The sequence below is a fragment of the Mycobacterium simiae genome, assembly GCF_010727605.1.
GTDB lineage: Bacteria > Actinomycetota > Actinomycetes > Mycobacteriales > Mycobacteriaceae > Mycobacterium > Mycobacterium simiae.
Map to the genome: position 1 here is coordinate 629,231 of NZ_AP022568.1, position 20,339 is coordinate 649,569.

The 20,339-nt window shown below is 66.3% G+C and carries 21 protein-coding genes; 7 read left to right on the top strand and 14 right to left on the bottom strand.

Annotation, left to right across the window (positions count from 1 at the left end):
* Nucleotide 1 precedes the first annotated feature (1 nt).
* Entirely contained in the window at nucleotides 2-541 is a 540-nt protein-coding gene (locus G6N33_RS02860; RefSeq protein ID WP_044510952.1) for an HTH-type transcriptional regulator AldR, read from the bottom strand.
* 43 nt (nucleotides 542-584) lie between these two features.
* On the opposite strand from G6N33_RS02860, the gene ald reads away from it, so the two are divergent.
* A complete protein-coding gene (ald, locus tag G6N33_RS02865) occupies nucleotides 585-1,700 on the top strand; it encodes an alanine dehydrogenase (RefSeq protein ID WP_044510950.1) in 1,116 nt (371 codons plus the stop codon).
* A 3-nt stretch (nucleotides 1,701-1,703) separates the two neighbouring features.
* On the opposite strand, the gene bla is transcribed toward ald, so the two are convergent.
* The 5 genes from bla to rpsO form a co-directional block, all read right to left on the bottom strand.
* Complete coding sequence (bla, locus tag G6N33_RS02870; protein ID WP_044510948.1) at nucleotides 1,704-2,588, bottom strand: class A beta-lactamase; 885 nt, start codon at nucleotides 2,586-2,588, stop codon at nucleotides 1,704-1,706.
* Nucleotides 2,589-3,617 carry a nitronate monooxygenase gene (locus tag G6N33_RS02875; RefSeq protein ID WP_044510946.1) on the bottom strand — a complete coding sequence of 343 codons (1,029 nt, stop codon included), beginning with the start codon at nucleotides 3,615-3,617 and terminating at the stop codon, nucleotides 2,589-2,591. It lies immediately after the preceding gene.
* Between the two features lie 59 nt (nucleotides 3,618-3,676).
* The gene (locus G6N33_RS02880) at nucleotides 3,677-5,062 is read right to left on the bottom strand and encodes a M16 family metallopeptidase (protein WP_081662248.1); all 1,386 of its coding nucleotides are present in this window, start codon (nucleotides 5,060-5,062) and stop codon (nucleotides 3,677-3,679) included.
* Nucleotides 5,040-7,316: a polyribonucleotide nucleotidyltransferase gene (locus G6N33_RS02885; RefSeq protein ID WP_044510944.1), complete on the bottom strand. Its 2,277-nt coding sequence runs from the start codon at nucleotides 7,314-7,316 to the stop codon at nucleotides 5,040-5,042. The genes G6N33_RS02880 and G6N33_RS02885 overlap by 23 nt, the downstream gene beginning before the upstream one ends.
* A 316-nt stretch (nucleotides 7,317-7,632) precedes the next feature.
* Entirely contained in the window at nucleotides 7,633-7,902 is a 270-nt protein-coding gene (gene rpsO, locus G6N33_RS02890; protein ID WP_044513170.1) for a 30S ribosomal protein S15, read from the bottom strand.
* A 172-nt stretch (nucleotides 7,903-8,074) separates the two neighbouring features.
* On the opposite strand from rpsO, the gene G6N33_RS02895 reads away from it, so the two are divergent.
* A complete protein-coding gene (locus G6N33_RS02895) occupies nucleotides 8,075-8,416 on the top strand; it encodes an ArsR/SmtB family transcription factor (RefSeq protein ID WP_044510943.1) in 342 nt (113 codons plus the stop codon).
* A 3-nt stretch (nucleotides 8,417-8,419) separates the two neighbouring features.
* Entirely contained in the window at nucleotides 8,420-8,905 is a 486-nt protein-coding gene (locus tag G6N33_RS02900) for an SRPBCC family protein (RefSeq protein ID WP_044510941.1), read from the top strand.
* Between the two features lie 13 nt (nucleotides 8,906-8,918).
* On the opposite strand, the gene G6N33_RS02905 is transcribed toward G6N33_RS02900, so the two are convergent.
* Nucleotides 8,919-9,896, bottom strand: a complete 978-nt coding sequence (locus G6N33_RS02905) for a bifunctional riboflavin kinase/FAD synthetase (RefSeq protein WP_044510939.1) — start codon at nucleotides 9,894-9,896, stop codon at nucleotides 8,919-8,921.
* Between the two features lie 112 nt (nucleotides 9,897-10,008).
* Between G6N33_RS02905 and mntR the strand changes: the two genes are divergently transcribed.
* A complete protein-coding gene (gene mntR / locus G6N33_RS02910) occupies nucleotides 10,009-10,713 on the top strand; it encodes a manganese-binding transcriptional regulator MntR (RefSeq protein WP_061559009.1) in 705 nt (234 codons plus the stop codon).
* 25 nt (nucleotides 10,714-10,738) lie between these two features.
* Here the strand turns inward: mntR and G6N33_RS02915 are convergent, their stop codons facing one another.
* Together G6N33_RS02915 and G6N33_RS02920 are read right to left on the bottom strand one after the other, a co-directional pair.
* Nucleotides 10,739-12,001, bottom strand: a complete 1,263-nt coding sequence (locus G6N33_RS02915; protein ID WP_044510934.1) for an acyl-CoA dehydrogenase family protein — start codon at nucleotides 11,999-12,001, stop codon at nucleotides 10,739-10,741.
* Between the two features lie 37 nt (nucleotides 12,002-12,038).
* Nucleotides 12,039-13,229 carry a lipid-transfer protein gene (locus G6N33_RS02920; protein WP_044510932.1) on the bottom strand — a complete coding sequence of 397 codons (1,191 nt, stop codon included), beginning with the start codon at nucleotides 13,227-13,229 and terminating at the stop codon, nucleotides 12,039-12,041.
* A 162-nt stretch (nucleotides 13,230-13,391) separates the two neighbouring features.
* Here G6N33_RS02920 and G6N33_RS02925 point away from each other — a divergent pair, with 162 nt between their 5' ends.
* Complete coding sequence (locus G6N33_RS02925) at nucleotides 13,392-14,207, top strand: SHOCT domain-containing protein (protein WP_044513169.1); 816 nt, start codon at nucleotides 13,392-13,394, stop codon at nucleotides 14,205-14,207.
* Between the two features lie 135 nt (nucleotides 14,208-14,342).
* On the opposite strand, the gene truB is transcribed toward G6N33_RS02925, so the two are convergent.
* From truB to G6N33_RS02940, 3 genes are read right to left on the bottom strand one after another with little or no spacing between them, the layout of a single operon-like run.
* Entirely contained in the window at nucleotides 14,343-15,263 is a 921-nt protein-coding gene (gene truB / locus G6N33_RS02930; RefSeq protein WP_044510930.1) for a tRNA pseudouridine(55) synthase TruB, read from the bottom strand.
* Nucleotides 15,260-15,940, bottom strand: a complete 681-nt coding sequence (gene pptT / locus G6N33_RS02935; protein ID WP_044510928.1) for a 4'-phosphopantetheinyl transferase PptT — start codon at nucleotides 15,938-15,940, stop codon at nucleotides 15,260-15,262. The genes truB and pptT overlap by 4 nt, the downstream gene beginning before the upstream one ends.
* Nucleotides 15,937-16,911, bottom strand: coding sequence for a metallophosphoesterase family protein (locus tag G6N33_RS02940; protein ID WP_044513167.1), 975 nt, complete (start codon nucleotides 16,909-16,911; stop codon nucleotides 15,937-15,939). The genes pptT and G6N33_RS02940 overlap by 4 nt, the downstream gene beginning before the upstream one ends.
* Before the next feature lie 161 nt (nucleotides 16,912-17,072).
* On the opposite strand from G6N33_RS02940, the gene G6N33_RS02945 reads away from it, so the two are divergent.
* A complete protein-coding gene (locus tag G6N33_RS02945; protein WP_044510926.1) occupies nucleotides 17,073-17,651 on the top strand; it encodes a hypothetical protein in 579 nt (192 codons plus the stop codon).
* 42 nt (nucleotides 17,652-17,693) lie between these two features.
* Nucleotides 17,694-19,397 carry a CocE/NonD family hydrolase gene (locus G6N33_RS02950; RefSeq protein ID WP_044513166.1) on the top strand — a complete coding sequence of 568 codons (1,704 nt, stop codon included), beginning with the start codon at nucleotides 17,694-17,696 and terminating at the stop codon, nucleotides 19,395-19,397.
* Here the strand turns inward: G6N33_RS02950 and G6N33_RS02955 are convergent.
* Nucleotides 19,356-19,916: a DUF1802 family protein gene (locus tag G6N33_RS02955; RefSeq protein WP_044510925.1), complete on the bottom strand. Its 561-nt coding sequence runs from the start codon at nucleotides 19,914-19,916 to the stop codon at nucleotides 19,356-19,358. The genes G6N33_RS02950 and G6N33_RS02955 overlap by 42 nt on opposite strands.
* Nucleotides 19,913-20,182, bottom strand: coding sequence for a DUF2277 domain-containing protein (locus G6N33_RS02960; RefSeq protein ID WP_044510923.1), 270 nt, complete (start codon nucleotides 20,180-20,182; stop codon nucleotides 19,913-19,915). The genes G6N33_RS02955 and G6N33_RS02960 overlap by 4 nt, the downstream gene beginning before the upstream one ends.
* Nucleotides 20,183-20,339 lie beyond the last annotated feature (157 nt).

Sequence of the window (20,339 nt, forward strand, 5' to 3'; positions counted from 1 at the left end):
GTTAAATAGGTGCGGCGCCGCGGAGATGTTCGAAGATGAGCGAGGTTTGGGTGCCGGCCACGTCGGCGTCGGCGTTGAGGTTTTCCACCACGAACGACCGCAGGTCCTCGGTGTCGCGCGCCGCGACGTGGAGCAGGAAATCGTCCGCACCGGCGAGGAAATACACATCGATCACCTGTCGCCTGGTCCGGATCTGGCGGATGAAGCTGCTGATCTTGCCGCGCGCATTGGAGTGCAGGTTCACCGAAATCATGGCCTGTAACGGCATGCCCACCGCCACCGGGTCGATGTCGGTGTAGAAACCGCGAATGACACCGAGGTCCACCAGGCGCCGCACCCGGCCGTGGCACGTCGACGGGGCGATCCCGACGGCCTCGGCAAGTGCGTTGTTGGTGATGCGTGCGTCGGCGTGCAGCAGGCTCAGAATCTTGCGGTCGACGGTGTCGAGGTCGGCGGGCCGAACATTCTTCGACGAACCGCCCGGAGTATCGGCGATATCCGTGCGGTTATCGGTCACGAAGGCATCATATAGAATTAACATCAGCTTGTTTGCCGCTTCGTCGAAGTTTCTTCACACTAGAAGCATGCGAGTCGGCATTCCTACCGAGACCAAGAACAACGAATTCAGGGTGGCCATTACGCCGGCGGGGGTCGCCGAACTGACCCGGCTCGGCCACGACGTGCTGGTTCAGGCCGGCGCCGGAGACGGATCGGCGATCGCCGACATGGAGTTCAAGGCGGCGGGTGCCCAGCTGCTCAGCACCGCCGAGCAAGTCTGGGCCAACGCCGACCTGCTGCTCAAGGTGAAGGAGCCCATGCCATCCGAATACGGCTTGCTCCGACAGGGGCAGGTGCTGTTCACCTATCTGCACCTGGCCGCGTCGCGTGCCGGGACGGAGGCGCTGATGGCGTCCGGCGCAACATCCATCGCCTACGAGACGGTGCAAACCGCCGACGGTGGACTGCCCCTGCTGGCGCCGATGAGCGAAGTGGCCGGCCGGCTGGCCGCCCAGATCGGGGCGTACCACCTGATGCGCACAGGCGGTGGCCGCGGCGTGCTGATGGGCGGCGTGCCGGGTGTCAAACCCGCCGATGTGGTGGTCATCGGCGCCGGAACCGCCGGCTACAACGCCGCCCGGGTGGCCAGCGGTATGGGGGCCAGCGTGCGGGTCCTCGACCTCGACGTCAACAAGCTGCGGCTGCTCGACGCCGAGTTCACCGGCCGCGTCCAGACCCGCTACTCATCGGCCTATGAGCTCGAGGGCGCGGTCAAACTAGCTGACCTGGTGATCGGCGCGGTCTTGGTGCCCGGTGCCAAGGCGCCCAAACTAATCACGAATTCCCTTGTGGCGCAGATGAAACCCGGCGCCGTGCTGGTCGACATTTCCATCGATCAGGGCGGTTGCTTCGAGGACTCGCGACCCACCACCTACGACGACCCGACGTTCGCGGTGCATGACACAGTGTTTTACTGCGTGGCGAACATGCCCAGCGCTGTTCCGAAGACCTCGACCTACGCGCTGACGAACGCCACCATGCCGTACGTGCTCAAGATCGCCGAGCAGGGTTGGCGAGGGGCATGCCGCTCGGATCCCGCTCTGGCGAAGGGACTTTCCACGCATGGGGGCGCGCTGTTGTCCGAGCGGGTGGCCGCCGACCTGGATTTGCCGTTCACCGAGCCGGCCGGCGTGCTGGGCTGACGCTCAGCCCGGACCGGCCAGGCAGCCCAGCACCGATTTCGTCACCTCGGCGATCAGCGGCCGCAGCCCATCGGCGTCGACGTTCGCCGACTGCGAGCGCGTCATCAGCGACAGCGACACGCGTTGCCCGCTCGGCCCGTAGACCATTCCTACGTCGTTGGTGCTGCCGTAATTTCCGCTGCCGGTCTTGTCGGCGGTAATCCATCCCGGCGGCAGGCCGGCCCGCATGCTCGAGGTCACATTGTCACGCAGCCACCGTTCTAGCTGGCTGCGCTGCGCCTCGCCGAGAACCGTTCCGGTCAGCAGCCTTTGGATTCCGGTGCCCAGGGCCCGCGGGGTGCTGGTATCGCGCGGGTCGCCCGGGATAGCGGTGTTCAAGTCGATCTCCCACCGGTCGAGCCGCGTGCGCTGGTCGCCGATGGAGCGGGCGAAGTCGGTGATGGCCGGCGGTCCGCCGATCTGCGCCAGCAGCAGGTTGGCTGCCGCGTTGTCGCTGTGCTGCAATGCGGCCGCGCACAGCTGCGCAAGCGGCATGGCGTTGCCGGCCTGTGGCGCGGTGACCGGCGAGTTGGGTAACAGTGCGGCCGGATCGACGAAAATTCGTTGCTGCAAATCCAACTCGCCGCGTTGCGCCTGCTGCAGCACTCGCGCCGCGGCGTAGGCCTTGAACGTCGAGCACATCGCGAACGGGTCGTCGTCGCGATGCGCCAAGGTGCGGCCCGAGCCCACATTCGTCGCGAAAAGCCCTATGTACGCGTTGTATTGGCGCTCGAGCTCGGCCAGGCGGTCGTAGAACTGCGGCGGGTCGGAGCGTGCGGTGGCGCAGGCGCTCAGCGCCGGAACCGTCGAGGCGGCCAGCAATAACCGCCGGCGGGACAGTCCTGGCACTTAGTCGTTGGGTGTGAGGCTCGCGACAATATCGGCCACCGGCCCCGGCCGCGCCTCGCGGAAAGACGTTCCCGCCCAAAGGTTCATACCGTTCGGATCTTCCCGCTCGGCGGCGGCTTCGCGGATCGGCAGCGTCATCTGGTTGACCTCGGGGTAGCCCAGCGGTGCGATGTTGTCGAAATGGCGGATGAATTCGTTCTCCAGGCTGCGGGCATAGCGGCCCGAGAAGGCGCGGGTAACGATGGTCCTGGCGAACAGCTGGTTCTTCATCGCGCCGCGATGGGCCGGGCTGGTGGCGGCCTCGTCGCTGAGCAGCAGCGCGGTCCCCACCTGCGCGGCCACCGCTCCCCTGCGCAACACCCCGGCGACATCCTCGGCGGTGCCCAACCCGCCGGCGGCGATGATCGGGACGTCGCGATGCGCCCGGTGGATGCGGTCGATCAGTTGATGCAGCGATTCGTTCCCTGGCTCCATGTCGGGCGCGAAGGTCGCGCGGTTCCCCCCCGCCTCGGGGCCTTGGACCACCAGGCTGTCCGCGCCCGCGGCGACCGCCACCCCAGCCTCGTACTGCGAGGTCACGGTAACCATCACCAGCAATCCCAGCGCGCCGAACCGGCGGATCACGTCTGGTGAGGGCACGCCGTAGGTGAAGGACACCAGCTCTGGGCGCAGGTCGGCAACCACCTCGAGCTTGCGCGCCCAGTCGTCGTCGTGGCCGTATTCGGGCCGGCCGACGTGTACCTGGTAGTGCTCGGCGACGCCTTCGAGTTCGTCCGCGTAGAAGTCCAGCGCTACCCAGTCGGCAACGCTGGGTTGCGGCACGAGCAGGTTCACGCCGATCGGGCCGGTAGTCGCGGCACGTGCCGCGGCGACATCGGCGGCGAACTGTTCGGCGCTCAGGTAGCCGGCGGGCACGAAACCGAGGCCGCCGGCATTGGACACCGCCGCCGCCAATGCCGGACTGCCGGGCCCGCCGGCCATCGGTGCACCCACGATCGGGACCGGGATGTCCCAAAAACCCAGCACCATCTGGCTAGTCCGGCGACGGCGAGCGCCGGCACGGCGCGAGTGAGGAGACGAACATTGAGCTACCGTACCATCGCCCGAAGTTGTTGCGGCAGTGATCGTTTGGACGCATACGGTCCCATGACAGCCGCACCGTAAGGCTTGGTCAACAATCGGCTCGCCACGGTGTTGACCTCGTCGACGGTGACGGCGTCGATCTTGCGAAGGCTGTCCTCGATACTGCGATGCTTGCCATAGTTCAACTCGCTACGCCCGATGCGGCTCATACGAGAACTGGAGTCTTCCAGCCCCAGGACCATCCCGCCACGCAACGAGCCCTTGGCGATACGACACTCCGCCTCGGTGATGCCGTCGCGCGCGACCGATTCGAGCACCGCGCTGGTGATCCGCACGACGTCGGTGAACCGCTCGGGCAGGCACGCGGCGTACACCGACAGCGCGCCGCTGTCGGAGAAGGTGTCGACCGACGAGAAGACGGAGTAGGCCAGCCCGCGCAGCTCCCGAACTTCTTGGAACAGCCGCGAGCTCAGCCCGCCACCGAGGGCGGTGTTGAGCACCGACAACGCCCAACGATGCTCCCAACCGCGCCCGGGCGTGCGCACACCCAGCGACACGTGAGTCTGCTCGGCCTCGCGCTTTGCCAACGCCAATCCCGGCCGGCCGGCGATCCGTCCGGCACCCGAGCGCGGCGATATGGGTGGGCGCCCGCGCACCAGGCGCGACCCAAAGTGCTCGCGAACCAACCCCACCACCTCGTCGTGGTCGACGTTGCCGGCCACCGCCACGACCATCCGTTCCGGTGTGTAGCGCCGCACGTGGAACGAGTGCAGCTGGGCGCGCGACATCGCCGACACCGATTGCGCGGTACCGATGACCGGCCGCCCGACCGGATGATCCCCGAACAGCGCCGAAAGGAACATGTCTCCGAGAGCGTCCTCCGGGTCGTCGTCGCGCATCGCGATCTCTTCCAGCACGACGTCGCGTTCCAGCTCGACGTCTTCGACGGCGCAGCGGCCGTTGAGGACGACGTCGGCCACCAGGTCGACGGCCAGCGCCAGGTCACTGTCGAGCACGTGCGCGTAGTAGCAGGTGTGCTCCTTGGCGGTAAACGCGTTCAGCTCGCCGCCGACGGCGTCCATCGCCTGAGCGATGTCGACCGCGGTGCGGGTAGGCGTCGACTTGAACAGTAGATGTTCGAGGAAGTGCGCCGCACCGGCAACGGTGGCGCCTTCGTCCCGCGAGCCGACGCCCACCCACACCCCGACCGACGCGGAACGGACCGCGGGCAGGTATTCGGTGACCACCCGCAAACCGCCCGGCAATGTGGTGCGCCGCAACGTTTCTTGCGGCGCAGGCTGGGCCTTGACGGCCTGTTTACCTCGCCGCAGCGCCCCCGCCCGGCCGGAGCGCGCCCCGGCCGCGTCGTCAGCTGCTGGCGGTCGCGGCATCGGCTGGCGCGGCCTCCTCGGGAACTCCGGCGTCAACGGGTGCGGCGCTGTCCTCTTCCACCAGGACCAGCGAGATCTTGCCCCGCTTGTCGATGTCGGCGATCTCCACCCGCAGCTTGTCGCCGACGTTGACCACGTCCTCGACCTTGGCGATGCGCTTGCCCTTGCCGAGCTTGGAGATGTGCACCAGACCGTCGCGGCCGGGCAGCAGCGACACGAAAGCGCCGAAATCCGTTGTCTTGACGACGGTCCCGAGGAATCGCTCGCCGACCGTCGGCAGCTGCGGGTTGGCGATGGCGTTGATCTTGTCGATCGCGGCCTGGGCCGAGGGGCCGTCGGTCGCGCCGACGAACACGGTGCCGTCGTCCTCGATGGAGATCTGCGCGCCGGTCTCCTCGGTGATCGCGTTGATCACCTTGCCCTTGGGCCCGATGACCTCACCGATCTTGTCGACCGGGACCTTGATGGTGGTCACGCGTGGGGCGTACGGGCTCATCTCGTCGGGCGCATCGATGGCCTCGGCCATCACCTCGAGGATGGTCAGACGCGCATCCTTGGCCTGGGCCAGCGCACCGGCGAGCACCTGCGACGGGATGCCGTCGAGCTTGGTGTCCAACTGCAGGGCGGTCACGAAGTCCTTGGTGCCCGCGCACTTGAAGTCCATGTCGCCGAACGCGTCCTCGGCGCCCAGGATGTCGGTCAGCGTGACGAAGCGACGCTCTGACTTGCCATTCACGTCGACGTCGTCGGAGACCAGGCCCATCGCGATGCCGGCCACCGGAGCCTTCAGCGGCACACCGGCATTCAGCAACGCCAGCGTGGACGCGCAGACCGACCCCATCGAGGTCGAACCGTTGGAGCCCAGCGCTTCCGACACCTGGCGGATGGCGTAGGGGAATTCGTCGACGCTGGGCAGCACCGGGATCAGCGCCCGCTCGGCGAGCGCGCCATGCCCGATCTCGCGGCGCTTGGGTGAGCCCACGCGGCCAGTCTCACCCGTCGAGTAGGGGGGGAAGTTGTAGTGGTGCATGTACCGCTTGGTGGTCTCGGGTCCCAGCGAGTCGACCTGCTGAGCCATTTTCATCATGTCCAGCGTGGTGATGCCCAGAATCTGGGTTTCACCGCGTTCGAACAGCGCGCTGCCATGCGCCCGGGGGACGACGGCGACCTCGGCCGACAGGGCCCGGATGTCGGTGATGCCACGGCCGTCAATACGGAAGTGGTCGGTCAGGATGCGTTGGCGCACCAGCTTTTTGGTGAGCGAACGGAAAGCCGCCGAGATCTCTTTTTCCCGGCCCTCATGGGTGTCGGCGAGCCGCGCCAGCACTTCCGCTTTGAGCTCGTCGGTGCGCGCGTCGCGTTCGGCCTTGCTCCCGATGGTCAGCGCCTTGGCCAGCTCGTCGGTGGCCACCGAGGCGACGGAGTAGTAGACGTCCTCGGCGTAATCGGGGAATGTGGGGTACTCGCCGGTCGGCTTGGCGGCGGCGCCGGCCAACTCCTCCTGTGCGGTGCACAATGCGGCGATGAATGGCTTGGCAGCCTCAAGTCCTTCGGCCACAACGGTTTCCGTCGGCGCCTGGGCGCCACCTTCGACGAGTTCGATGACGTTCTCGGTGGCCTCCGCCTCGACCATCATGATCGCGACGTCTTTGTTGTCACCCTCGCCGACCTTGCGTCCGGCGACGACCATGTCGAACACGGCGCGGTCGAGCTGCTCGACCGTCGGGAACGCGACCCAGGTGCCGTCGATCAGCGCGACCCGCACCCCACCGATCGGTCCCGAGAACGGCAGGCCGCTCAGCTGGGTGGAGGCCGACGCGGCGTTGATCGCCAGCACGTCGTACAGGTCGTTGGGGTCCAGACTCAGGACCGTCACGACGATCTGGATTTCGTTGCGCAGGCCGTCGACGAAGGACGGGCGCAGCGGCCGGTCGATCAACCGGCAGGTCAGGATCGCGTCGGTGGAGGGACGTCCCTCGCGACGGAAGAAGGAGCCGGGAATGCGGCCCGCGGCGTACATCCGCTCCTCGACGTCGACCGTGAGCGGGAAGAAGTCGAAGTGTTCCTTGGGCGACTTGCTTGCCGTCGTCGCGGACAGCAGCATGTTTTCGTCGTCGAGGTAGGCGGCGACGGAACCGGCGGCCTGCAGGGCCAGCCGGCCGGTCTCGAAACGAATGGTCCGGGTACCGAAGCTCCCGTTGTCGATCGTGGCGGTCGATTCGAACACGCCCTCATCAATTTCAGCTACAGACATGGGTGTCCGTACAGCCTCTCTGGGTTATTCAGCTATTTCGCGTCGTCATGCGCGAGTACCTCGAGAGCTACCCGAGAGGAGAGTCTGAATGCGGCTACGGCCGTCGATCGAAGCAGCCGACCTGCCCCAGATCCGGAGAGCCCGGCTGCCACTACCGAAGACCGCCCGATGCAGACTGGGCTGCTCTGACGAACATGCGTAGTGACACGCTGGAACGGAACACGCGGATCTGCGCGGACCGCACCGTTTGCTCGGGCCAGACGGCCCAGAACGCTCTTACTCTACACGGGCGAACGTCACCCGACGGAACCGTGCGTCAGCGACGCAAGCCCAGGCGATCGATCAGCGAGCGGTAACGCTCGACGTCGATCTGCGAGATGTACTTGATCAGCCGGCGCCGGCGTCCAACCAGCAGCAACAGGCCACGCCGGGAGTGGTGATCGTGCTTGTGCACCTTGAGGTGCTCCGTCAAGTCGGCGATCCGCTTGGTTAGCAGCGCGATCTGCGCCTCCGGCGAGCCGGTATCGGTGTCATGCAGCCCGTATTGGCTCAGAATTTCTTTCTTCTGCTCGGCAGTAAGCGCCACGAAAATATCTCCATCAATTGGTGCCGCGAAAAAATCTCGTGCATCGCCGCCGCGGACTGCAGCGCACACCGTTATCGGCTGGCGAGTCTATCAGCGGCGGCGACGTCTACCGAAATCGCAGGACGCGCGACACCCTTGACAACCTACAACCAATTGGTTGTAGGTTACTGGGGTGACCGTAGACCAAGAAGACCGGGTGGACGCCTTGTTCCACGCGCTCGCCGACCGAACCCGGCGCGACATCATGCGCCGGACACTCGCCGGCGAGCACTCGGTTTCCGCACTGGCACTCAAGTACGACATGAGCTTCGCCGCGGTGCAGAAGCACGTCGTCGTGCTGGAAAAGGCCGGCCTGCTCACCAAACGACGAAGCGGTCGCCAGCAGCTGGCCAGCGGTGACGTGGCGGCCGTGCGGTCGGTGGCCGCCATGCTCACCGAGCTCGAATCGCTCTGGCGGGATCGCATCGCCCGCGTCGACGAACTCATCGCATCCGACTCAAACCAGGAGGACTGAACCATGCCCGTGATCGATGTCCAGCACGACCCGGACAACCTGACGCTGACCATCACGGCGGACTTCGCCGCGCCGGTGGCCCGAATCTGGCAGGTGTATGCCGACCCGCGTCAGTTGGAGAAGGTGTGGGGACCGCCGTCCCACCCGGCGACCGTCGTCGACCACAGCCTCACCCCCGGAAGTCGCACGACATATTTCATGACCGGCCCGGACGGCGAGAAGTACGCCGGGTATTGGGAGATCACGGCCGTGGACGAGCCGACCAGCTTCTCCTTCCTCGACGGCTTCGCCGACCTGGACTTCAACCCGAACACCGACCTCCCAGTCTCGAGGAATGTGTATACGTTCGCCGCGCACCACGGCGGCACTCGCGCGACCTACGTGAGCACCTACTCCTCCGCCGAGGCGCTTCAGCAGGTACTCGACATGGGCGTCGTCGAGGGCGCCTCGTCGGCCATCAACCAGATCGACGACCTGGTCGCCGCCTGACGCCTCCCGCGCATCAGTCCTGGGCCGAGAGGGTGCTGCGGGCCCGTTCGGTGTCGGTGCCCATCGCCTCGACGAGATCCTTCACCGAGTCGAACTTGCGCTGCCCGCGGATGCGCGCGACGAAGTCCAACGCCACGTACTGGCCATAGAGATCGGCCGTCGTGTCCAGGACAAAAGCCTCGACGGTGCGGGTCCGCCCGGAGAAGGTCGGGTTGGTGCCGACCGACACCGCGGCCTGGTAACGCTCGCCCGGGACGACGGTACCGGTCACCGGCCCGTGCCCGAGCAGGGTGAACCACGCGGCGTACACGCCGTCGGCCGGGATCGCCGAATACATCGGCGGCGCGACGTTGGCGGTCGGGAATCCCAGCTCCATGCCCCGCCCCTCGCCCCGCACGACGACGCCCTCGACGCGGTGCGGACGGCCCAGTGCCTCCATGGCCGCCACCACATCGCCGGCGTCGACGCAGGACCGGATGTAGGTGGACGAGAACGTCACCGTCTCGTTGCTGTGGTGCTCCGAGAGTAGCGACATGGCTTCGACCGCGAACCCGAACCGATCACCGGCCTTGCGCAGGGTGTCGACGGTGCCGGTCGCCTTCTTGCCGAAGGTGAAGTTCTCTCCCACCACGACCTCGACGACGTGCAGATTCTCCACCAGCAGCTCGTGCACGTAGCGCTCCGGGGTGAGCTTCATGAAATCCGTCGTGAACGGCATCACCAGGAAGACATCGATACCAAGCTCCTCGACCAACTCGGCGCGGCGAGTCAGGGTGGTCAGCTGGGCAGGATGGCTGCCCGGATAAACCACCTCCATCGGATGCGGATCGAAAGTCATCAGCACGGACGGCACGTTGCGTGCCCGGGCGGACTTCACCGCATGGGCGATCAATTCGGCATGACCGCGGTGCACACCGTCGAACACCCCGATCGTCAGAACACACCTGCCCCAGTCAGTGGGGATCTCGTCTTGGCCGCGCCACCGCTGCACGATCGCAAGCCTACGGTGCACAGCCGCCCGGCGCGCCGATGGATGCCGATTCCCGCCAATCTGATGCCGGTCCGCCACCGGATCAGAGATAGTTTGCCTAAACTTTGCGGTTGTGAGTGCTGACGACGAGGCTGGCGGTCTTACCGCGGTCGGCCAGGACTACCTCAAGGTCATCTGGAATGCCCAGGAGTGGTCCCCTGACGGCACGCCGCAGAAAGTGAGCACCAAGATGCTGGCCGACCGGATCGGCGTATCGGCCAGCACCGCATCGGAGTCGATCCGCAAACTCGCCGAGCAAGGGCTTGTCGACCACGCGAAGTACGGCGCGGTGAGCCTGACCGAAGCCGGTCGACGGGCGGCGCTGGCGGTGGTCCGCCGGCACCGGTTGCTGGAGACCTTCCTGGTCAACGAGCTGGGTTACGGATGGGACGAGGTTCACGACGAGGCCGAGGTGCTCGAGCACGCGGTGTCGGAGCGGCTGGTGGCGCGCATCGACGCCAAGCTCGGATACCCCCAACGCGACCCGCACGGCGACCCCATCCCGGCCTCCGACGGCCAGATACCCACACCTCCGGCGCGGCAGCTGTGGGTGTGCGACGACGGCGAGAGCGCGACGGTGGCGCGGATTTCCGACGCCGACCCCGAAATGCTGCGCTACTTCTCCAGCGTTGGGATCAACCTCGACTCACGGCTGCGGGTGCTGACCCGGCGGGAATTTGCCGGGATGATCTCGGTCGCGATCGAATCGTCCGACGGCGCCGAGACCACGGTCGATCTGGGCAGTCCGGCCGCCCGGGCGGTGTGGGTGGTGGCCTAACCGACGCGGTGTCGGCCAGACGAACTCATCCGGCCAGCAGACCCTTGGCGATGTGGGTGACCTGTACCTCGTTGCTGCCGGCGTAGATCATCAATGATTTTGCATCCCGCGCCAGCTGCTCCACCCGGTATTCGGCCATATAGCCGTTGCCGCCGAACAACTGCACGGCCTCCATCGCCACCTCGGTGGCGGCCTCCGAGGCGTACAGCTTGACCGCCGACGCCTCGGCCAGGGTCAGGGACTTACCGGCCTGCTGACGCTCGATCGTCATGAATACCATGTTCTGCACATTCATCCGGGCGATCTCCATCTTCGCCAGCTTCAGCTGAATCAGCTGGAATTGCCCGATGTTCTTGCCCCACAATGTGCGGTTCTTGGCGTAATCCACGCACAACCGATGACACTCGTCGATGATGCCCAGCGCCATCATCGCGATCCCGATCCGCTCAGCGGCGAAATTGTCGCGGGCGCTTTCGCGGCCGTCACCGCCGGCATGCTGCTCGCTCTCGCCGAGCAACCGGTCCCGGCTTAGCCGAACGTTGTCGAAGAACAGTTCCCCGGTGGGCGAAGACATCATGCCCATCTTTTTGAACGGTTTACCCTGAGTCAGGCCTTCCATGCCGGCGTCGAGCACGAACACCAGCACTGGGCGGTTGCGCTTGTCTTCCGCATCCAGCGTCGTATCGCCGTTGTCCAGCTTCGCGTAGACAACCAGGACGTCCGCGTAGGGACCGTTGGTGATGAACGTCTTCTGCCCGTTCAAAATGTAGTCGTCGCCGTCGCGCTTGACGTAGGTCTTCATGCCGCCGAACGCGTCCGACCCGGAGTCGGGCTCGGTAATCGCCCACGCCGCAATCTTTTCCAACGTCATCAACTCGGGCAGCCAGCGTTCCTGCTGCGCAAGCGTGCCGCGGCTCATGATGGTCGCCGCGCCCAAACCGAGGCTGACTGACGCGGTGCTCAGCAACCCGATGCTGACTCGGGCGATTTCGGAGACCAGCACCGCAATCATCGAGCCCTGGACACCCATGCCCCCGGAATCGCCTGCCCGCTCTGCTTTTTCGCCTGCGCTGTCCCCGTTCAACCTGGCTCGCTCGCGGTCCAGCATCTTCTTGACCGCCTCGGCGGCCATGGCGTCCAAGCCGAACTGGCTGAAGAACTTTCGGGCGATCGGATATGGCGACAGCGCTCCGGTTTCCAGCTCATCCAGGTACGGGCGGATCTCCTTGTCCACGAACTGCCGAACGGCGTCGCGCATCATCAGGTCGGTTTCGGACCACTCGATCACGGCTTATGCCCCTGGGCCAGCCCGCCCGCCGCGCCGCTCAGCGTTCGGCCCTTTGGTACGCGGTCACGACGGCGGCACCGCCCAGCCCGATGTTGTGTTGCAGTGCGGCGGTGACGTTGTCGACCTGACGCCGGTCGGCCTGGCCGCGCAACTGCCAGTTCAGCTCGGCACACTGCGCCAGTCCGGTCGCGCCCAGCGGGTGCCCCTTGGAGATCAATCCACCGGACGGGTTGACCACCCAGCGTCCGCCGTAGGTGGTGTCGCCGTTGTCGATCAGCTTGGGCGCCTCACCCTCGCCGCACAGTCCGAGAGCCTCGTAGAGCAGTAGCTCGTTGGCCGAGAAGCAGTCGTGCAGCTCGATCACCTGAAAGTCCTCGGGGCCGAGCCCGGATTGATCGTAAACCCGTTGCGCGGCTTGGACATTCATGTCGTAGCCGATTAGCGCCTTCGCGCTGCCATCGAAGGTGGATTTGAAGTCGGTGGTCATCGCCTGCCCGACGATCTCCACCGCCTGACCCGCGAGTCCATGGCGGTCGACGAATCCTTCCGAGGCCAGGATCGCGGCGCCGGACCCGTCCGATGTCGGCGAGCACTGCAGCTTGGTCAGCGGGTCGTAGATCATCTTCGCCGCCAGGATGTCGTCGAGGGTGTATTCGTCCTGAAATTGCGCGAACGGGTTATTCACCGAATGCTTGTGATTCTTGTAGCCGATCTTGGCGAAGTGTTCGGCGCTGGTTCCGAACTGTTTCATGTGCTCGCGGCCGGCCGCGCCGAACATCCAGGGTGCCGCCGGGAAGGCGAACTCACTGATTTCGGCCATCGCCTTGACGTGCTTGTCCATCGGGTTGGTGCGGTCTTCGTAGGTCGTCGCCAGCGATCCGGGCTTCATCTTCTCGAAACCCAGCGCAATGGTGCAGTCGGCCAACCCGCCCCGAATCGCCTGGGCCGCCAGAAACAGCGCGGTGGAGCCGGTCGAACAGTTGTTGTTGACGTTGACGATCGGGATGCCGGTCAAGCCCAGTTCGTAGAGGGCACGCTGCCCGGCGGTGGACTCGCCGTACACGTAGCCGACGTAACCCTGCTCGATTTCGCTGTAGTCGATGCCGGCATCGGTCAGCGCGTTGGTCCCCGACTCGCGGGCCATGTCCGGGTAGTCCCACCCCTCGCGGCGGCCCGGCTTCTCGAACTTCGTCATGCCGACGCCGATGACGTAAACCTTGTTGGACATTGCGCACACCTCCGGGCCATGGGGTTTTGACACCCGTCTAGTCGGCAGCTTAGCCGTGCCGCATTGGTTGCTGGAACCCCCGCTGGCGACGCCGCAGTGCGGTGCTTATTGTTCGCCGTTTGCGTAGGCTCGAATTAATACCGACGACGAAGGATGCACGACATGAAGGCAACGGTGACTCCCGAAGCCGCCACCGCTATCGCCGACGTCGCCGCGCGCCACGGCCTCTCGCAGGATGCCGTCCTGGCCATGCTGGTTGCCCTCCGCGCCGGCGGCGGCACCATGGCCCAGTTCTCCATCCCGGAGCTCGGCGGGAACGGGCAATGGATGCGCGGCGGAATGACGATGGTCGGCAACATGTTCGACAACGCGCTCAAGGCACGGGTCGACGCGCTGTGCAACGAGTTGGCCCAGCTGCTGTCCACCACCGAGGTGTTTCCGCCTGCGGCCGCGCCAGCCCTGGGCGGACTCGGCTCGAACAACTGGTGGCCGGCCGAACTCGGGGCGCCCAGTGCGGTCGGCGGGCAGAACGACGTGCGCTACGCATTCTTTCCCGGCACCAGACGTCTGGTGATCGAGATCAACGGCGTCGCAAAGGTTTTCGACACCGGCGAGCACCGGATTGCCGGTGTGCAACAGCAGCAGGGCGGCGGGTACAGCTCGGTGACCTTCACCAGTCAGCTCGGCAGCTTCGGCGTTTCCAGCTTGCGTGAGGTCAGCGGGCAGCAGTCGGCCGAAACGCCATCCACTGCATACCAGCCGCACGTTCAGTCGCAGTACCAGTCCGGCCCGCCGCCGCAGCCGGCACCCGAGCCACCGGCAGCCGAGCCGCCGGCACCCAGGCCGGCTTCCGGCGGCGCCGAGGATCCTGCCGCGATCGTCGCGGCCATCGAATCACTAGCCGGCCTGCATCAGCGCGGCATCCTCTCCGACGAGGAGTTCGCCACCAAGAAGGCCGAACTGCTCGGGCGGCTCTGAGCGCGAGAGCGTCGCCCCACTCCTCACCAGGACTTCCACTCCTGCATCGTCGCGGGGCCCAATCCCAACACCCCACTCCTCACCAGGACCTCCACTCCTGCATCGTCGCGGGGCCCAATCCCAACACCCCACTCCTCACCAGGACTTCCAGTCCTGCATCGTCGCGGGGCGGAGGACCACCGCGGGCTTTGTCCGCGCGCCCTCGTCGCGCAGCAACGCAATCACCCTGCCGGCCGGATCGGCGGCCGCATAGACACCGTCGATCCCCGCCGGCGACAGGGGCCGGCCGTGTTGGGTGGCCTCGGCCTCTTCGAAGGTGAGGACCCGCCGCGGGAACACCAGCAGGCACGCTTCGTCCAGCGTCCAGCTCAGCTGCGGCCGTTCCGCCAATTCGTCGAGTGACCGGGCCCGGTCCAGCTCGAACCGCCCCACGCGGGTGCGCCGCAGCGCCCTCAGGTGCCCGCCCACGCCGAGCGCGGTGCCGAGGTCACGGGCCAGTGCCCGGATGTAGGTTCCCGCCGAACAGTCGACCTCGACGTCGAGGTCTATCAGTGCGGCATCGCGGCGGGTCGACAAAATCTCGAACCGGTCAATCCGCACCGGACGGGCCTTGAGTTCGACCTCCTGGCCGTCGCGGACCAATTGATAGGCGCGACGGCCCCCGACCTTGATCGCGCTGACCGCCGACGGCACCTGTTCGATGTCGCCGCGAAGTCCGGCGACCGCGGCGGCGATCTGTTCGTCCGTCAGATGCGCGGCCGAAATGGTTTGCCGGACTTCACCTTCGGCATCCTCGGTGGCGGTGGTTTGCCCCAGCCGGATGGTGGCCGCATACGACTTGGCCGAGGCCGTCAACAGGCCGAGGATCTTGGTGGCGCGGTCGATCCCGATCACCAGCACACCGGTGGCCATTGGATCCAGCGTCCCCGCATGGCCAACTCGCCGGGTGGCGAAGATACGGCGGCAACGGCCCACGACGTCGTGACTGGTCATTCCGGCCGGCTTGTCCACGACGACCAACCCGGGGCCGCTGGGCCCGCCGGAGCCTTCGCTCATAGCACGATCGCGGTGAGCACTAGCCCGCGCTCGACCGACCAACGCCCGCGCAGCTCGTTTAGCGGCGGCCCCGACAATGCCTCCGGGTCGATCAGGATCTGGGAGACGAACTGACCGGTCGTCGCATCGGTGCCATCGACCTCGAAGGTGATGTGGGCGTCTTCGAAACCCAACCACCGCTTAGTCAGCGGAAACCACGCCTTGTACGTTGCTTCCTTGGCGCAGAATAAGATTCGATCCCAATGCAAGCCCGTCGGCATGGCCTGCGGGATCTCGCTGCGCTCCGCGGGGAGGCTGACCGCGTCCAGCACACCGTGCGGCAACACATCGTGCGGCTCGGCGTCGATGCCCACCGAACGCACGGCGGGGCTGCGCCCCACCACCGCACCACGGTAGCCGGTGCAGTGCGTCAGGCTGCCGACCACCCCGTCGGGCCAGCACGGCTCGCCCTTGTCGCCCTTGAGGATCGGTACCGCCGGCACGCCCAGCTCACCGAGAGCGATCCGGGCACAGTGCCGAACGGTGATGAACTCGTTGCGCCGCTTGGCCACCGACTTGGCGATCAGCGGCTCTTCTTCGGGCAACGGGGTCAGGCCGGGCGGGTCCGAGTACACCTCCGAATACGCCATGTCCTGCGTCGCCGGCAGCACCGACGACATCAACATGTCGGCGGTCATCGGGACTGCCGTTGCTGCAACCGCTCCCGGAATTTCGCGGACTGTTCCCGCATCTCTTGGGTGATGGTGAAATGTCCCCCGAATTCGTTGAGGTAGCCCGGCGCATATCTCGGATCGGGCAGCACCTGGCGCAGCCAGCTGAATGGCTTGCGACGCCGCCATTCTCGGGGGTAGCCCACCGAAACTTCCTCGAAGCGCACCTCGTCATACCAGGTGGTACGGGGGATGTGCAGATGACCGTAGACCGAGCAGACCGCGTTGTAACGGGTGTGCCAGTCGGCGGTCTTGGTGGTGCCGCACCACAGCGAGAACTCCGGGTAGAACAGCGCGTCGCAGGGCTCACGCACCAGCGGGAAATGATTCACCAACACAGTCGGCGTCATCCAGTCGAGTTGCTCGAGGCGGGCGCGGGTGATGTCCACGCGCTCCCGACACCATGCGTCGCGGGTCGGATAGGGCTCCGGAGACAGCAGAAATTCGTCGGTGGCGACCACGTTGCGCTCGCGTGCGATCTCCAGACCCTGGGCTTTACTCAGCGCCCCGTCCGGCAAGAAGGTGTAGTCGTAGAGCAGAAACATCGGCACGATCGTCGCCGGGCCACCGCGCTCGGTCCACACCGGAAAGGGATGTTCCGGCGTGACGATGCCCATCTCGTCGCACATGTTCACCAGGTAGTCATAGCGAGCCTTACCGAAAACCTGGTTGGGATCCCGATTGGTCGTCCACAGCTCATGGTTGCCTGGCACCCAGATCACCTTGGCGAACCGCCGTCTCAGCAGGTCAAGCGCCCAGCGAATCTCGTCGGTGCGCTCGGCAACGTCACCGGCGACGATCAGCCAGTCGTCGGGAGAGGACGGATACAAAGATTCGGTGACCGGCTTGTTGCCCAAGTGACCCGTGTGCAGATCCGAGACCGCCCACAGTGTCGGTTGGGAGGTCTGTTGGCCTCCGTTGGTCGAGTCCGGTGTCACCACGACTAACCAGCCTAACGACTCGGCGCGCCGCGGCCGGTCCCGCTAGGCCGTTCACCGCCGCGACGGCCATGCCGACCACCCCGGTTCGGGTTTAGCTGTGGCCTCCGCTCAGGTGACTTGTACACTCCCGGCAAGGACCGCCGAGGGTAGGGGGTGTCATGTTCACCAAGGTGCGCCTGATCGGGGCGCTCGGCGCGGTGATGACAGCGGTCGTGCTGGGTTGGCACAGTTCGCCGCCGGCATCGACTGCCGGTGGCAATACCTTCCAGCTGCGGTCCACCGCGCTGCCGCTGGAAACCACGATGAAGAGTCCGATCATCGCCACCACCGACCCGCGGCCGTTCGACGCGTGCGAAGACATCCCCTTTGACGTCCTGCAGCGGCTGGGCCTGGCCTTCACGCCGCCCGAACACGAGGACGGTCTGCGCTGCCACCTGGATGCGGGCAACTACCAGCTGGCCGTCGAGCCGATCATCTGGCGCACCTACGAACAATCGCTGCCACCCGACGCGCTCGAAACGACGATCCAGGGACACCGCGCCGCGACATACTGGGTGCTCAAGCCGACCTACCACAACAGCTACTGGTACTTCTCCTGCATGGTGGCGTTCAAAACCAGCTACGGTGTGCTGCAGCAGGCCCTGTATTTCTCCACGGTCTACTCCAACCCCGAAGTCGACTGCCCGTCCACCAATCTGCAACGGGCCAACGACCTCACCCCGTACTACAAGTTCTGACCCTCCCGGAACAGCAAACGCCTCGGCCTTAACCTGGTGGGCGTGTGCATGACATCGACGCGTCCCGGCGAACCGGCGCTGCGCAGCCTGCGCCAATTCGGGGGCAACGCGCTGGGGCGCGTGTTGGGTCTGCGGCCGGCCAGCACGGGGTACACGGTGAACCGGGTCGAAGTACCGATGCGCGACGGGGCGCGCCTGGTGGCCGACCACTACGCGCCCACCACCTCCAGTCCTGTCGGCACCGTGCTGGTGCGTGGGCCGTACGGGCGCGGGTTTCCGTTCTCGCTGTTGTTCGCCCAGCCGTATGCGTCGCGTGGCTATCACGTCGTGTTGCAAAGTGCGCGTGGAACTTTCGGCTCCGCGGGCGAATTCGAGCCGATGATTCACGAGGCCGAGGACGGGGCGGACACCGTCGCATGGCTCATCGAGCAGCCCTGGTTCACCGGCCGATTCGCTACCCTTGGACCGTCGTATCTGGGCTTCACGCAGTGGGCGATCTTGCAGGACCCGCCGCCGCAGTTGGCCGCGGCCGTCATTGTGGCAGGCCCCCACGATTTCGCCGCATCGGTGTGGGACACCGGATCCTTTGCGGCGGGGGACTTTTTGGGCTGGAGCGACATGATGGCCCATCAGGAAGATTCAGTGCGCCTCAAGGCGGGGCTGCGTCAGCTGCGGGCGCCGCAGCGGGTGGCGGCCGCGGTGGCCGAGGCCCCCTTCGGCGCGGCGGCCCGTCGGATGCTCGGCGCCGGGGCGCCATGGTTCGAGTCGTGGGTACAGAACACCGACTTAGAACTTCCGTTCTGGGAGCGGTTGCGGTTCGGCACATCGTTGGACCGCGTCGACGTACCGGTGCTGTTGCTGGGCGGCTGGCAGGACATCTTTTTGCGGCAGACCGTCGAGCAGTACCGCCACCTGCGCGGGCGCGGCGTCGACGTGGCGATGACCATTGGCCCGTGGACGCACAGCGAGTTGCTCACCAAGGGACTGTCCACCGGCGCGCGCGAATCGCTGGACTGGCTGGACACCCATCTGGCCGGAATTTCGGCGTTGCGACGGCCGAGCCGGGTTCGGGTCTGCGTGACCGGACAGGGCTGGCGTAACTTGCCGGATTGGCCGCCCGTCACCACCCAGCGCGCGTTGTATCTATGGCCCGGCCGCTACCTGCACGACACACCCCCCGAAGCCAAGGGGCTGGCACCGGTGACGTTCCGCTACGACCCCGCCAACCCCACACCGACTACCGGCGGTGCGCTGCTGGCCCCGGTCGGCGGCTACCGCGACGACAGCCCGCTGGCACGGCGCGACGACGTGTTGACATTCGACAGCGCAACGCTTTTGGACGATCTGGGCGTATACGGCAACCCGGTGATCGAGCTGGAGCACAGCTCGGATAACCCCAACGTCGACTTGTTCGTGCGAGTCAGCGAGGTCGACGCGAAGGGCAGGTCGCGCAATGTCAGCGATGCCTACCGCCGGTTGAGCGCCCCGGCGCAGCTGGTCACCATCGAACTCGACCCGATCGCGCACCGCTTCCGCGCCGGCTGCCGCATCCGGGTGCTGGTCACCGGCAGCTGGTCGCCGCGCTATGCCCCGAACTCGGGCACCGACGAGCCGATGCTTACCGCCCGCCAGACGAAGCCGGCCACCCATGCCATTGTCTACGGGCGGTCCCGCCTGCTGCTTCCGGTCGGCCCGACTGACCTGTCAGCCCACGGCGTCGCGGACCCGGGCCGCGACGCCGGCTAACACCGCGTCGTCGTGGATCGGCGCCCCCAGCGCCGGCCGCGCGGGCAGCTGGACCCAGCTTGTGCAACCCCCGTACTGGGGGATGCGGGTCAGGGCAAGGGGCTCGAGCAGCGGAGTCACCGACACCACCAGCGCCGCGAGTTTGTGCTTGGGCCGGAAGTCGAGCCGGTCAGCGCGCACCGATTCCGCCGTCCAGATATGCAAGTCCTCGATCTCCTCGAGCCGTTCCGGTCGGTTAACAGCCAGCGCGGCAACCACTTTCGCGGCGGCACGGATCACCAGCCGGTCTTCGGCGCTGTCGGCCGCCGCCGGCGCCAACAGATCGCGATGTTCAGTCCGCACGCGCTCTTCGTGGCTGTGCGCAACAGTGGGGAACAACAAGAACTCCGGCGCGGCCACTTCGAACCGCTTCTCCTTGATCCCACCCTTGCGCAGCAGCACATATTGCCGGCCGTCCAGCAGCGCATGCACAGCCGCGCTCCACTCCTTGAGCGCGGCAGTCGTTGCGGTGAGCGTCATTCGGCCACGGCCAGCCGCGCCCGGACCTCGGGCCGGCGCAATGGCGGGACAGTCTTGGGCGGTTGCCGGCGCGGCGGTAGCGCCTCCAGCAACCGCGTCGTGGTCTGCGTGACCTCGGCGACCGCCGCCTCGAACGCCTCGACGTTCGCCGCGGACGGGTGAACGATGCCGCTGACTTTACGCACATACTGACGCGCCGCAGCCGCGATCTCTTCCGCGGTGGCAGCTGGCTGCAAACCGCGTAGTTCGGTGATGTTCCGGCACATGGCTCCACGATAGGCCGGGTTTTCCCGCTTAGCCGTCCCAGTCCGCACCCGAGCTAGGGGACATATGAGTTTCATATGAGTGGGCTTCGAAACCACCGAGCAAACCTGCTAACTGAATACTGTATACAACACGCGCTCGAGGCGCGATGAGATCAGC

Bases quoted from the DNA above. Each gene is read 5' to 3' on its own strand.
- G6N33_RS02885 (WP_044510944.1), bottom strand. From the start codon at position 7,316: ATGTCTGTAGCTGAAATTGATGAGGGCGTGTTCGAATCGACCGCCACG.
- ald (WP_044510950.1), top strand. From the start codon at position 585: ATGCGAGTCGGCATTCCTACCGAGACCAAGAACAACGAATTCAGGGTG.
- G6N33_RS02945 (WP_044510926.1), top strand. From the start codon at position 17,073: ATGTTCACCAAGGTGCGCCTGATCGGGGCGCTCGGCGCGGTGATGACA.
- G6N33_RS02920 (WP_044510932.1), bottom strand. From the start codon at position 13,229: ATGTCCAACAAGGTTTACGTCATCGGCGTCGGCATGACGAAGTTCGAG.
- pptT (WP_044510928.1), bottom strand. From the start codon at position 15,940: ATGACCGCCGACATGTTGATGTCGTCGGTGCTGCCGGCGACGCAGGAC.
- truB (WP_044510930.1), bottom strand. From the start codon at position 15,263: ATGAGCGAAGGCTCCGGCGGGCCCAGCGGCCCCGGGTTGGTCGTCGTG.
- G6N33_RS02880 (WP_081662248.1), bottom strand. From the start codon at position 5,062: ATGCCGCGACCGCCAGCAGCTGACGACGCGGCCGGGGCGCGCTCCGGC.
- G6N33_RS02925 (WP_044513169.1), top strand. From the start codon at position 13,392: ATGAAGGCAACGGTGACTCCCGAAGCCGCCACCGCTATCGCCGACGTC.
- G6N33_RS02955 (WP_044510925.1), bottom strand. From the start codon at position 19,916: ATGACGCTCACCGCAACGACTGCCGCGCTCAAGGAGTGGAGCGCGGCT.
- G6N33_RS02875 (WP_044510946.1), bottom strand. From the start codon at position 3,617: ATGGTGCTGGGTTTTTGGGACATCCCGGTCCCGATCGTGGGTGCACCG.
- G6N33_RS02960 (WP_044510923.1), bottom strand. From the start codon at position 20,182: ATGTGCCGGAACATCACCGAACTACGCGGTTTGCAGCCAGCTGCCACC.
- G6N33_RS02860 (WP_044510952.1), bottom strand. From the start codon at position 541: ATGTTAATTCTATATGATGCCTTCGTGACCGATAACCGCACGGATATC.
- G6N33_RS02900 (WP_044510941.1), top strand. From the start codon at position 8,420: ATGCCCGTGATCGATGTCCAGCACGACCCGGACAACCTGACGCTGACC.